The organism is Rhodoferax saidenbachensis (assembly GCF_031457975.1).
GTDB lineage: Bacteria > Pseudomonadota > Gammaproteobacteria > Burkholderiales > Burkholderiaceae_C > Allorhodoferax > Allorhodoferax saidenbachensis_A.
In genome coordinates this window covers 44,247-57,129 of the sequence record NZ_JAVDXO010000007.1, presented here as the reverse complement: position 1 = coordinate 57,129, position 12,883 = coordinate 44,247, and the positions used below count along the sequence as shown (strand labels likewise).

Here is a 12,883-nt window from a genome sequence, read left to right as displayed (position 1 = left end):
ATGAAAATCCTGATCGCCGAAGACGAACCCTCGCTGCGCGAAAACCTGCAGTGGATGCTGGAGCTGGAGGGCTACGAGGTGATGGCCGCGCGCAATGGTGCCGACGCGTATGCCCAAGCCCAGGTCAACCGGCCCGACCTGGTGCTAACCGACGTGATGATGCCCGAGATGGACGGCTTTGGCCTGGTGCGGGCGCTGCGCGAAGACGCCCGCACCGCCACCATCCCCATCATCATGCTGACGGCAAAAGCTGACCGCGCCGATGTGCGTGCCGGCATGAACATCGGTGCCGACGACTACCTGACCAAGCCCTGCCGCCGCGACGAGCTGCTGGAGGCCGTGCAGGCCAGGCTGCAGCGCAGCAGCAGCCTGGAGGAAGCAGCCCAGCGCCTGCAGACCGAAACCCGCCAGGCCATGCAGATCGACACGCTCACGGCCCTGCCTGGGCGTGACCTGTTTGAGCAGCAGCTGACCGCCGCGTTAGAGCACCAGAGCAGCGTGGCCCTGCTGTGCCTGGGGTTGGATGGATTTGCAAAAATCAACGAATCGCTGGGCACCGGTGTGGGCGATATGGTGCTGCGCGAAGTCGGCAAACGCCTGAACCAGTATTGCGCCGAATGGCCCCAGCCCACGGTGCACGACGGCGTGGGCCGCATCGGTGGCGACCAGTTTGCGCTGTGCATGGGTGGCATGGCCGACGAGGCCGCGCTGGACCAGCGCGCCACCGAACTGCTGCGCCGCCTGGCCCTGCCCTACCAGGTGAGTGGCCACACGCTGTACCTCACAGCCTGCGCGGGTGCCAGCCTGTACCCTGGCCAATCCGACAGCGCGCACGCGCTGCTGCTCAACGCCGAATCGGCCCTGCACCACGCCAAGCCCAACGGCCCAGGCACCTACCTGTACTTTGACGCCGCCATGAACCGCCAGGCCGCACGCAGCTTGCAGATCCACAACGAACTGCACCACGCCATGGGCCTGGGTGCGCTGCAGGTGTACTACCAGCCGCAGATCCGCATTGCCACCGGCGCCGTGGTGGGCTTTGAGGCGCTGCTGCGCTGGCAGCACCCCACGCTGGGCTGGATCTCTCCGGCCGAGTTCATCCCCGTGGCCGAGCAGAGCGGCATCATTGTGCAAATCGGCCACTGGGTGATGCACACCGCGGCCACACAGGCCGCGCAGTGGCTGGCCCAAGGCCACAGCGGTTTTCGGATGGCGGTGAATTTGTCGGCGCGCCAGTTTGCCGCCAAGGATCTGCCCAAGCTCGTAGCCCAGGTGCTGCAAGACACCGGCCTGCCGCCCGAAGTGCTGGAGCTGGAAGTGACCGAAAGCATGGCATTGCAGAGCGTGGCCTCCACCCTGAGCACGCTGCACGCCTGCAAGGCACTGGGCGTGAAGCTGGCCATGGACGACTTTGGCACCGGCTACTCCAGCTTGGCCTACCTCAAGCAGTACCCGCTGGACGCGCTGAAGATCGACCAGGCCTTTGTGCGCAACATCACCCAAGACCCGGGGGACGCCGCCATCACCCGCGCCATCGTGGCCATGGCGCACAGCTTTGGCATGACCGTGATTGCGGAAGGCGTGGAAACTGTGGAGCAGCTGGAGTTTTTGCGCGGCCTGCAGTGCGAGGAATTTCAGGGCTACCTGTTCAGCAAACCGGTGCCGGCGGACGAGGCGGTGAAGTGTTTTGCGGGGTACCGGGGGTAGTTTTGACACCCACTTCTTTTTAACGCCCGCTTCTTTTTAACACCCACTCCCCCAGCCCCTCGCCCCGTCGGCGAGGGGAGCCTTTAACAGCCATATTTGGTGGTTGCGCGCCGATGACGTGGCTACTGGGGTGAGGTGGCCACCGTTCGTTCGCTCTACGGCCCTGGGCTGCGGTTGTGGGACTTCGGAGATATCTGTTCGGCACGACTGGCGGCTGCGCCCGCCAGCGGCTCCGCGCCAATGTGTTGGCAGTCGCCACAACCGTTGGCACGGGCCGTGGCGCACCCACCCGTTGGCAACCGTTCTGGCGTTGCACCGTAGCCGAAGCGGGTAGCAAAATCGACTGTTAAAGGCTCCCCTCGCCGACGGGGCGAGGGGCTGGGGGAGTGGGTGTTAAAAAAGCGGTAGACGCAAAAAAGCAACCCGTCAGGCCGCCCAGGTCACCCAGCCGGTCCACGCGGTGACCAGCACCACCACCCCAAACACGATGCGGTAATACGCAAAGCCCACAAAGCTGTGGGTGGAGATGAATTTCAACAGCCAGCGCACGCACAGCCAGGCGCTGATGAACGAGAACACCAGGCCCACGACGAACAGCGGCATATCGCTAACCGCCAGCAGCGCACGCTCTTTGTACAAGCTGTAGACGCCCGCGCCAATGAGGGTGGGAATGGCCAGGAAGAACGAAAAATCGGTGGCCGCCTTGCGCGACAGGCCCAGCAGCATGCCGCCGATGATGGTGGCGCCGCTGCGGCTGGTGCCGGGCACCATGGCCAGGCACTGCACCAGGCCCACCTTCAGCGCGTCCAGCGCGCTCATGTCGTCCACGCTGTACACGCGCACCGCCGTGCCGCCGGCCGCTTGGCGTTTCTCGGCCCAGAGGATGATGAAACCGCCCACGATGAAGGTGGTCGCCACCACGGCGGGGGTGAACAGATGCTCCTTGATGGCCTTGCCAAACAACAGCCCCAGCACCACGGCAGGCAGAAAGCCGATGAGAACATTGAGCGCAAAACGCTGCGCCTGCTTCTGGTTGGGCAGGGCCACCAGCGTGTCACGGATTTTTTGCCAGTAGACCAGGATGACGGCAAAGATGGCGCCGGTCTGGATGGCGATATCAAACACTTTGGCCTTGTCGTCGTCAAAGCCCAGCAGCGAGCCCGCCAGGATCAAATGCCCCGTGCTCGAAATCGGCAAAAACTCCGTCAGCCCCTCGACCACGCCCATGATGGCGGCCTTGATCAGCAATGCAATGTCCAAAACGCTCTCTCCCGGTTTAACAACAAAATAGGCCTCTAGCCCTCGTATTATCTGCGCCAGCAGCTCACTTATTCATAGCGCAGTGCCTGAATAGGTAACAGTTTGGAAGCGCGCCTTGCGGGGTAGTAGCCAAAGAACACGCCCACAAACCCCGAGAAGCCCACCGCCAGCAGCACCGCCCACAGGCTCAGCGACACCTGCCACCCGGCAAACCGCCCCACGCCCCAGGTGGACGCAGCACCCAGTGCCACGCCAATCGCACCGCCCAGCACGCTGAGCGTTACCGCTTCTATCAAGAACTGCGCTAGGATGTCGCGCCCGCGCGCGCCCACCGCCATGCGCAGGCCGATCTCGCGCGTGCGCTCGGTCACGCTCACCAGCATGATGTTCATGATGCCGATGCCACCAATAACGAGGCTGATGCCCGCCACCGCTGCCAGCAGCAGCGTCATCACGCGGCTGGACTCTTCCTGCGCCTGCAAGATCTCGGTCAGGTTGCGCACCACAAAGGGATCGTCGCCACCCTCTTGCACCTTGAAACGCTGGCGCAGCAGGTCTTTGATGCTGTCCTCCACCGGCTTCATGTCCTGCCCTTCGTGCACCTTCACGCTGATGGCGCCCACACGCTTCAGGCGGCTGGTGGCATCGCCGCCCCAGATGCGGTTGCGCAGCGTGCCCAGCGGGATCATCACCACATCGTCCTGGTCCTGCCCCATGGAGTTCTGGCCCTTGGGTGCCAGCACGCCAATCACGGTAATGGGGATATTGCGCACCCGCATCACCTGCTCCACCGGGTCCTGTTCGCCAAACAGCTCGCGCGCTACCGTGGCGCCAATCCAGGCCACCTTGGCCGAGCCCGACAGCTCGGCCGCATCAAACAGACGCCCACTGGCCAGTGGCCAGTCGCGCGCTTCCAGGTAGTCGTTGTTCACGCCGACGATGCTGCTGCCCCAGTTGCTGTTGCCAAACACCAGCTGCCCGCTGGTGCGCGACGTGGGCGCTGCCACCTGCACTTCAGGAATCTCCAGCGCAATGGCCAGCGCGTCTTCTTCAGTCAGGCGCTGGCGGGTTTGTGCCCCCAAGCGCACGCCGGCCTGCGACACACCGCCGGGCAGCACCAGCATGATGTTGGAGCCCAGGCCCTTCATCTGCTCCTGCACGCGGTTGGTCGCGCCCTGGCCCACCGCCACCATGGTGATGACGGCGGCCACGCCAATGATGATGCCCAGCATGGTGAGGATGCTGCGCAAGGTATTGGCAGACAGCGAACGCAGCGCGCTGCGCAAAGCAGCAAACAGGTTCATAGCGGCTTGGCCTCCACCGCTTGGGCGTGTGCGGGCTGTTGCACGTCTTCCACCATCAACCCATCCTTGAACACCAGCCGACGCCGCGCCCAGGCGGCAATGTCGGCCTCGTGCGTGACCAGCACCACGGTCATGCCCTGGCGGTTCAGGTCGGTCAACAGCTGCATGATGTCTTCGCTGGTGTGCGAATCGAGCGCACCCGTTGGCTCGTCGGCCAATATCAACTGCGGGTTGTTCACCAGCGCCCGCGCAATGGCCACGCGCTGCTGCTGCCCGCCCGACAGCTCGGCCGGTGTGTGCCCGGTGCGTTGACCCAGCCCCACACGCTCCAGCGCGGCACGGGCGCGCGCATGGCGCAGGGCGGCGGGCACACCCGCGTAGACCATGGGCAGCTCCACGTTTTCCAGCGCGCTGGTGCGCGGCAGCAGGTTGAACTGCTGGAACACAAACCCGATGCGCCGGTTGCGGATGCTGGCGAGCGCGTCGGCCGTCATGGCCTGCACCGCCTCGCCCGCCAGGTGGTAGGTGCCGGTGCTGGGCTGGTCCAGGCAACCCAGGATGTTCATCAGCGTGGACTTGCCCGAGCCCGAGGCACCCATGATGGCCACCATCTCGCCTTCGGCAATCTCCAGCGACACGCCGTGCAGCGCGTGCACCGTCTGGTCGCCCATGGTGTAGGTCTTGGTCAGGTCGCGCGCGGCAATCAGCGCGGTGGCAGTGGTCATGCGCCGTGCCTCAAAACGGAGGGCGCGGGCCGGGGGCCTTTGCGCCAGCTGCGGCCTGTACCTTGATGCCAATGATGACCTCGGCGCCTTCTTTCAGATCGCCGTTCGCCGCGTTGGGGCCCAGCAGCAGCAGCTCGGTGCTGCTGCCGTCCGACACGCCCAGGCGCACGTTCAGCGCCTTGGGCAGGCCCTGCTCGTCCAGCACGTAGACCCTGCCGCGTGTGGAGGTACGGCCTGCGCTCTCGGCCACCAGGGCGCCGTAGCGGGTCTTCTGCTCCGGCGTCAGCACCTCGCCAATGCGGGCGCGGACGTCAGCCATCAAACGGTCGCGCGCCTTGGGGCGCTCTTCGGCGGGCAGGTCGCGCAGGGCGCCAAACTTGGGCCGGGTCTCGGTGTAGATGGCGTCTACGCGCGTGGTCTGTTCCTCGCTGAGCTTGAGCTCGGCCACCAGCCGGTTGCGGAACTCGGTGCCCGGGCCGCCACCGCCTGCGGGCCGGCCACCGGTAGCGCCTTCTGCCACCGCCGGTGCACTGGCGCTAACCGCAGGAGCCGACGCCGCACCCTGCGGCGCCGTGGGTGCCTCCACCCCGGCAATGCGCATACGCAGCGCGGCGTTGGGTACCTTCAGCACGCTCTCGCGCTGGTCGGTCACCACACGCACATTGGCCGTCATGCCAGGCAGCAGCTTGCCGCCCACATTCGAAAACCCGACGATGGCCACATAGGTCACCACATTGGCCACATTGGTGGCGGCCTTGCGGACCTGGCGGATTTCGCCCTCGAAGGTCTGGCCGGGGAAGGCGTCCACCGTGAAGCTGGCCTTCTGCCCAGTCTTCAGCCGGCCCACATCGCTCTCGTCAATCGCGGCTTCCACCTGCATGTCCGACAGGTTTTGCGCGATCACAAACAGCTCGGGCGCCTGCAGGCTGCTGGCCACGGTCTGGCCGCGCTCGATGGCGCGCTTGATGACGATGCCGTTCACGGGCGAAGTGATGCGCGTGCGCGCCAGGTCAATGCGGGCCTGGGCCAGCGCGGCGTCACGCTGTGCCACATTGGCCTGCGCGGTCTTCACCTGCGCTTGGGCCACGCCCACCTGGGCCTGCACCGCCTTCAGCGCCTCGGTGCTGGTGTTGACCAGGGCGCGCGCCTTGTCGGCCTCGCTCTGGGTGATGAACTGCTTTTCCACCAGGCTTTGCTTGCGCTCGTAGTCACGCCGGGCCTCGTCCAGGTCCACCTGCGCACGCGACACCTGGGTCTGCGCGGCCAGTGCATTGGCCTGGGCAGTCAATACCGCGGCGCGCGAGGCGTCCACATCGGCCTGGGCGCTGCGCACGCGGTATTCAAAGGTCTCAGGGTCGATCTGGGCCAGCAACTGGCCAGCCTTCACCTCGGTGTTGAAGTCCACCAACAGGTCACGGATCTGGCCGCTGACCTGGGTGCCCACACTGACCTGCGACACCGGGCTGACCGCGCCGCTGGCCGCCACCGTGGCCTGCAGGCTGCCGCGTGCGATCGGTGCGGTGCGGTACTCCACCTTGCTGGCATTGCCCTGCTGCACCCACCACCAGCCGCCACCCGCCAGGGCAACCGCCAACACAGCGCCCGTTGCTATCAGTTGTCTTTTCATGCCCCGATTCTAGGAAGCTGCGGTGACGGCCACGCCACGTGGCTGCATTTCGCGCCGCACAAACCGCATTTCGTCGCAAACCGCTGGGCGCGGCCGGGGGTCATCGGCACAGTCGCTCCTGTCTTGATTCACCACCCACCGCGTTGAAAGGGAACACACCATGGCACACAGCATCTTCTCCGGCACCCCCACCTGGGTTTGGTTTCTCCTGGTCGCACTGGCCTGGCTGGGCCTGCGCCAGACCCTGACCCAAACCGCCTCCCTGCGCCGCATCACCCTGATGCCGCTGGCCCTGGTGGTGCTGTCCCTGTATGGCACGGTCTCCGTATTTGGCGACCAACCCCTGGCCCTGCTGATCTGGGCCAAGGCTGCTGCCGCCACCACCTACCTGGTGCTGCGCCGCCCCGTCGCCCCCGGCACCCGCTTTGACCTGGCCAGCCAGACCTTCACCCTGCCCGGCACCTGGGCCCCTCTGGCACTGATGATGACCATCTTCTGCACCAAGTACGCCGTGGGCATCACCAACGCCATCAACCCCGGCCTGCTGCACAGCACCACGGTTGCCCTGGTGGTGAGCGCCGTCTACGGCCTCTCCAGCGGCGTGCTGATCGGCCGGGCCCTGCGCCTGTGGCGCCTGGCCGCCGCCGCTGACGCGGCCTGGCACGGCCAGCCCGCCACTGCGTGATCCAGGCCACACCCTCTAGAATGCGGCCCACTATGCCCACCCCCCTGAGCTCTGAAGAGATAGACCGCCTGGCGCGCAAGCGCGCGGGCGCCAAGCTGGGCTGGTACATCCACGCCACGGTGTATGTGCTGGTTAACTTGCTGATCTTCTCCATGTCGCAGTACGCGTTTGGCACGCGGCCGTGGTCACTGGGCCCACTGTTGGGTTGGGGCGTGGGGCTGGTGTTGCACGGCATCTCGGTGTTTGTGCTGGGCCGCGGCAGCAGCCTGCGCGAACGCATGGTGCAGCGCGAGCGCGAGCGCATCGAGCGCTCCCAAAGCGGGCGCTAACACCGCCATGCGCCTGGACTGGATCAACAAGCTGCAGCACCTGCTGCAGACCTGGGCCTTCAGCCTCGCAGTTGCCACGCTGCAATACGCCTTTCAGCCCGAAAAGCCCTATGTGCCGCTGATGGCGTATTCGCTGGCCATAGGCACCTTCATCTGGGCCATCATCGACTTAGGGCGGCACCTTTTCCCATCGGCAGACGAGACCGGCTGGCCCCTGGGCGCACCGGGTTTTCTGCTCATGGGCGGCGGCATCGTGGCGGGCTACTTTCTGGGCAACCTGCTGGCCGACACCCTGTGCCGCACCTTTGGCTGGTACGCGGGCTACCCCGTGCCCGATGGCGCCGGGAACCTGCGCAACAAGATACTCATCACGTTCACCGCGGGCGTTGCCGGCACCTACTACTTCTACACCTTGAACAACAGCGCCTACCTGGAGCGCAAGATGACCGAGGCGCGCCACCTGGCGGCCGAGGCCCGACTCAAGCTGCTGGAAACGCAGCTGGATCCACACATGCTGTTCAACACGCTGGCCAACCTGCGCGCCCTGATTGGCGTAGACCCCGTGCGTGCCCAAACCATGCTGGACCACATGATTGCCTACCTGCGGGCCACGCTCAGCGCGTCGCGCGCCAGCGGACAAGACGGACAGCACACCCTGGCCGATGAGTTTGCCCGTCTGCAGGACTACCTGGAGCTCATGAAGATTCGCATGGGGCCGCGCCTGCAGTTCACGCTGGACCTGCCCGAGGCGCTACGCACCCAGCCCGTGCCACCGCTGCTGTTGCAGCCGCTGGTGGAAAACAGCATCCAGCACGGGCTGGAGCCCAAGGTGGAAGGCGGCAGCATCGCCATCCGCGCCGCGCAAGAGGGCGGCCTGCTGTGCCTGGAGGTGACCGACACCGGAATGGGCGCCCCCGAAGTGCTGCAGTCCCGGCCCGGCCACGGCTTTGGCCTGCAGCAGGTGCGCGACCGCTTGCTCACCACCTTTGACACCCTGGGCACTATGAAATTGATAGCTGTTCCCACAGGGGGTACGCGGGTTCGCATCACTTTTCCCATCCAAGCATGAGCCAGCCCAGCGCGCTGATTGCAGAAGACGAGCCGCTGCTGGCCCAGGCCCTGCAGGCCGAGCTGGCGCGTGCCTGGCCCGCACTGCAGGTGCTCAAGACAGTCGGCGATGGCGTGTCGGCGGTGGAAGCCGCACTGGCGCTGCAACCCGACGTGCTGTTCTTTGACATCCGCATGCCGGGCCAAAGTGGCCTGGAGGCAGCCGCCGAACTCGCCGATGCCTGGCCGATAGACGCCAGTGCCAAGCCCTTCCCCGCGCTGGTGTTTGTCACCGCCTATGACCAGTACGCGGTGCAGGCGTTTGAAGCCCAGGCGGTGGACTATGTACTCAAACCCGTGCAGGCCGCCCGCCTGCAGAAAACAGTGTCAAAACTGCAGCTAGCCCTCGCCAAGCCTGCGCCAGCCGCTATCAATTCAGAAGCGAATCTGGATGTCACTCTGGCCCAGTTGCGCGGCTTGCTGGTGCGCGAGGCTGCGGCCAACGCCCCAGTAACAGCCACACCGCTGCGTGTGCTGCAAGCCAGCGTGGGCAGCAGCATCCGCATGGTGCCGCTGGACGAGGTGGTGTTCATTGAGGCCGCCGACAAGTACCTGCGCGTACTCACCGCCAACCATGAATACCTGCTGCGCACCCCGCTCAAGGAGCTGATGCCGCAGCTGGACGAGCAGGTGTTCTGGCAAATCCACCGCGGCACCGTGGTGCGGGCGCAGGCCATCGACACCGTCACCCGCGACGAGGCGGGCCGCCTGGCCTTGACCTTGCACCGCAGAGGCGAAAAACTCGCCGTCAGCCGGCTCTACGCCCATCGCTTCAAAGCGATGTAGGCGTCGATCCATGCAAATTGCGCATGGACTTGAAGCGAATGAACATGCGCCGCTACGGGTAAACCACGGGGACTTGGCATATCGGTTGCTTAGGCTTGCTCCCTACAATCGGCCCCTTGTCCTAACAGGAACCCCTCATATGCAACTGAATCTCTCTCGCCGCAGCGCTGTGCGCCTGCTGGCCTTGTCTGCAGTTCTCACCTCGGCCCTGTTGCAGGGCTGCGACTCGACCCCCTCGGTCATCAAAATTGGAGTGGCACAGCCCCTCACCGGCAACCTGGCCGCTTTGGGCCAGGATTTGCTCAACGGTGTGAACATGGCCGTGGAAGAAATCAACAAGGAAGGCTACAAGGTCAAGGGCAAGTCCGTGACCTTTGAAGTGGTGGCCGTGGACGACCGCGCCAACGCCGACACCGGCAAAGAAGTGGCCCAGCAATTGGTGGACGCCGGTGTGGTGGCCGTGATTGGCCACCTGAACTCGGGCGTGAGCATTGCCGCTGCCCCCATCTACGCAGCCAAGAGCATTGCCGAACTCTGCATTTGCACCAACCCCAAATTCACGCAACTGGGCTTTGACACCACCTTCCGCCTGGTTGGCAACGACAATTTGCAGGCCAAGGCCATTGGCAGCTACTCGGCCTCGCAGTTCAGGGGCACCAAAGTGGCGCTGCTGGACGACGGCACGCCCTACGGCAAAGACCTGGCCGCCGGTGCAGGCGTGCAGCTCAAAGCCGCCAAAAAAGAGATCGTGCTGCAGCAGTCGTTTGACGACAAGACCACCAAATTCGAAGAAACCGCCGCAAAGATCAAGAGCGCGGGCGTGGAAATCGTTGTCTCCACCCTGAACGACTTCCAGGTGCTGGCGCTGCTCGAAGCGCTCAAAGCCATCAGCTACACCGACATCAAGGTGCTGGGCGGCGACACGATCAAGACCACGCTGATGCTCAAGGGCACCGGCATCGTCAGCGGGCTCTATGCCACCTCCCCCAGCCTGGAAGCGCGTGAATTCACCGCCGGTGGCGCCTTCTTGGACAAGTACCGCGCCAAGTACAAGATCGAACCCGCCTACGCCGGCCACTACACCTACGACGCCATGTACGTGCTGGCATCGGCCATCCGCCGTGCCGAATCGGCCAAGCCCAAGGACATCGTAGCCGCGCTGCGCAAGATCGACGGCTACGCACCGGTGACCGGCTCCATGAAATGGGATGCCCAGGGCGAGCAGCGCTATGGCGTGATTGGGGTGTACAGTGCCGGTGGCGGGCTGTGGGAATCCCAGATGCGCTCGGATTCCTGGTAAGCCCTCTGCCCCGAGGAGACACACGGCATGACGATTCGCTACACCACAGTGCCCAACACCTTGCCAGAGAGCAAGATGCGCCTGTACCCCACCAAGGTGATCAACATCATCGGCGGGCCGGGTAGCGACAAGTCGTTGTTCTCCTCCGCCATCATCCTGTTCCTGAACCTGCATCACAAGACGGTGGAGACCATCCCCGACTACGCCAAGTCGCTGGTCTGGCAGCAAAACTTTGAGGTGCTGAAAAACCAGTACTTCATCGCCCAGCGCCAATACGAGATGCTGAACCTGCTGGACGGGCAGGTGCAGTACCTGATCACCGAGTGTTCATTGCCCCAGGTGCTGTACTACAACGAACACTACCCCGAGAACATCTGCGACATCGCCAAAACGCGGGCGCAGATTCTGGAGTGGTACAAGCAGCACAACAACATCAACATCCTGGTGGAGCGCGGCGAGAAGAAGTACGTGCACACCGGCCGTTTTCAGGATGAAGAGCAGGCCCGCCACGTAGACCGCGGCCTGCGCGCCACCCTGATCCATGAGGGTTTTCCATTCACGGCCCTGCAGCCGGACGTGGACACCATCAACGCCTTTGCCCAAACATTGCTCGAATAAGCGCGCACTACGCGCGTGCACATAAGAAGGAGAAGCACCAAATCAAGACGCCTGCCCAGGCGCGATTCCCGTTTCTGGGAGTAATGTAATTCATGTCTCATTAGAGATTTGAATAGTAGGCTCGTATCAGTGAAAGCCTTATGCCCATGGCATAAGACTTGCGCTAATGTTCGCCCCGGTGAGAAATTTATTCACACTTTTTTAATTTGGAGTTTCTATGAAGTTGAAAATCGTTGCAGCCGCAGCTATCGCTTTGTCTACTGGTCTGGCATTCGCTCAAAACGCGGTTGTCACCATTGCCCACGTTGGTCCTACCAGCGGTGCGATTGCCCACTTGGGTAAGGACAACGAAAACGGCGCCATCCTGGCCGTGGAAGAACTCAACGCTGCAGGCGTGACCATTGGCGGCAAAAAAGTCACCATCAAGCTGATGACTGAAGATGACGCTGCTGATCCCAAGCAAGGCACTGCAGTTGCTCAAAAGCTGGCTGATGCCAAGGTTGCTGGCGTGATCGGTCACCTGAACTCCGGTACCACCATCCCCGCATCCAGCATCTACTCCGAAGCCGGTATCCCCCAAATCTCCCCCTCCGCTACCAACCCCAAGTACACCCGCCAAGGCTTCAAGACAGCCTTCCGTCTGGTGGCTGATGACACCCAACTGGGTGGCACACTGGGCAAGTACGCTGTGAAAGAACTGAAGGGCAAAGCCATCGCCGTGATCGACGACCGTACTGCGTACGGCCAAGGCGTGGCACAAGAGTTTGCCAAGGCTGTTGAAGCCGCCGGCGGCACTGTGGTTGCCAAGGAATTCACGACCGACAAGGCCACTGACTTCTCCGCTATCCTGACCACCATCAAGGGCAAGAAAGCTGACGTCGTGTTCTTCGGCGGTATGGACGCCGTTGCCGGCCCCATGCTGCGTCAAATGAAGTCCCTGGGCATCAACGCCAAGTTCATGGGTGGCGACGGCATCTGCTCCACCGAACTGGTGAAGCTGGGTGGCGACGCGATTGCTGACAACCAAGTCTACTGTGCTGAAGCCGGTGGCGTGGAAGGTCAACAAAAGGTCGGCATGGAAGCCTTCAAGACCAAGTTCAAGGCCAAGTTCGGCTCTGAAGTTCAAGTGTACGCACCCTACGTGTACGACGGCGTGAAGGTCATGGTTGCTGCCATGGTCAAGGCCGGTTCTTCTGACCCCGCCAAGTACCTGCCCGTGTTGGCAGCTACCAAAGACTTCAAGGGCGTGACAGGCAACATCTCCTTTGATGCCAAAGGCGACATCCTGAACGGCGCTTTGACTCTGAAGACCGTCAAGGGCGGCAAGCTGACCGACCTGGCCGTGATCCGTTAATCACCGCAAGTCTCTGGGCAACGCAAGTTGCCTTGAAACAAAAAAGCGCACTGCCTGCAGTGCGCTTTTTTTATGCCCGCT

At 63.6% G+C, this 12,883-nt stretch carries 12 protein-coding genes; 8 read left to right on the top strand and 4 right to left on the bottom strand.

Annotated elements, in window-relative coordinates:
* Complete coding sequence (locus tag J2X15_RS14760) at positions 1 to 1,707, top strand: putative bifunctional diguanylate cyclase/phosphodiesterase (RefSeq protein ID WP_310344106.1); 1,707 nt, start codon at positions 1 to 3, stop codon at positions 1,705 to 1,707.
* 426 nt (positions 1,708 to 2,133) lie between these two features.
* On the opposite strand, the gene J2X15_RS14755 is transcribed toward J2X15_RS14760, so the two are convergent.
* The 4 genes from J2X15_RS14755 to J2X15_RS14740 form a co-directional block, all read right to left on the bottom strand.
* Entirely contained in the window at positions 2,134 to 2,967 is an 834-nt protein-coding gene (locus J2X15_RS14755) for an undecaprenyl-diphosphate phosphatase (RefSeq protein WP_310344104.1), read from the bottom strand.
* A gap of 68 nt (positions 2,968 to 3,035) precedes the next feature.
* Complete coding sequence (locus J2X15_RS14750) at positions 3,036 to 4,271, bottom strand: ABC transporter permease (protein WP_310344102.1); 1,236 nt, start codon at positions 4,269 to 4,271, stop codon at positions 3,036 to 3,038.
* On the bottom strand, positions 4,268 to 4,996 hold the full coding sequence (locus tag J2X15_RS14745; RefSeq protein ID WP_310344101.1) for an ABC transporter ATP-binding protein: 729 nt from the start codon (positions 4,994 to 4,996) through the stop codon (positions 4,268 to 4,270). The genes J2X15_RS14750 and J2X15_RS14745 overlap by 4 nt, the downstream gene beginning before the upstream one ends.
* Positions 4,997 to 5,006: 10 nt before the next feature.
* A complete protein-coding gene (locus J2X15_RS14740) occupies positions 5,007 to 6,623 on the bottom strand; it encodes an efflux RND transporter periplasmic adaptor subunit (RefSeq protein ID WP_310344099.1) in 1,617 nt (538 codons plus the stop codon).
* Positions 6,624 to 6,783: 160 nt separating this feature from the next.
* Between J2X15_RS14740 and J2X15_RS14735 the strand changes: the two genes are divergently transcribed.
* The 7 genes from J2X15_RS14735 to J2X15_RS14705 all read left to right on the top strand — a co-directional run bounded on the left by J2X15_RS14735 (position 6,784) and on the right by J2X15_RS14705 (position 12,802).
* Complete coding sequence (locus J2X15_RS14735) at positions 6,784 to 7,308, top strand: DUF6622 family protein (protein WP_310344097.1); 525 nt, start codon at positions 6,784 to 6,786, stop codon at positions 7,306 to 7,308.
* 32 nt (positions 7,309 to 7,340) lie between these two features.
* Positions 7,341 to 7,637, top strand: a complete 297-nt coding sequence (locus tag J2X15_RS14730; protein ID WP_310344095.1) for a 2TM domain-containing protein — start codon at positions 7,341 to 7,343, stop codon at positions 7,635 to 7,637.
* Positions 7,638 to 7,644: 7 nt separating this feature from the next.
* A complete protein-coding gene (locus J2X15_RS14725) occupies positions 7,645 to 8,706 on the top strand; it encodes a sensor histidine kinase (protein WP_310344093.1) in 1,062 nt (353 codons plus the stop codon).
* Positions 8,703 to 9,530, top strand: a complete 828-nt coding sequence (locus J2X15_RS14720) for a LytR/AlgR family response regulator transcription factor (RefSeq protein WP_310344092.1) — start codon at positions 8,703 to 8,705, stop codon at positions 9,528 to 9,530. The genes J2X15_RS14725 and J2X15_RS14720 overlap by 4 nt, the downstream gene beginning before the upstream one ends.
* A 139-nt stretch (positions 9,531 to 9,669) precedes the next feature.
* Positions 9,670 to 10,830, top strand: a complete 1,161-nt coding sequence (locus J2X15_RS14715) for a branched-chain amino acid ABC transporter substrate-binding protein (protein ID WP_310344091.1) — start codon at positions 9,670 to 9,672, stop codon at positions 10,828 to 10,830.
* 27 nt (positions 10,831 to 10,857) lie between these two features.
* Positions 10,858 to 11,448 (top strand): hypothetical protein, encoded by a 591-nt coding sequence (locus J2X15_RS14710; protein ID WP_310344090.1) that lies wholly within the window; start codon positions 10,858 to 10,860, stop codon positions 11,446 to 11,448.
* A 217-nt stretch (positions 11,449 to 11,665) separates the two neighbouring features.
* Positions 11,666 to 12,802 (top strand): branched-chain amino acid ABC transporter substrate-binding protein, encoded by a 1,137-nt coding sequence (locus J2X15_RS14705; protein WP_310344089.1) that lies wholly within the window; start codon positions 11,666 to 11,668, stop codon positions 12,800 to 12,802.
* The last annotated feature ends 81 nt before the right edge of the window (positions 12,803 to 12,883 follow it).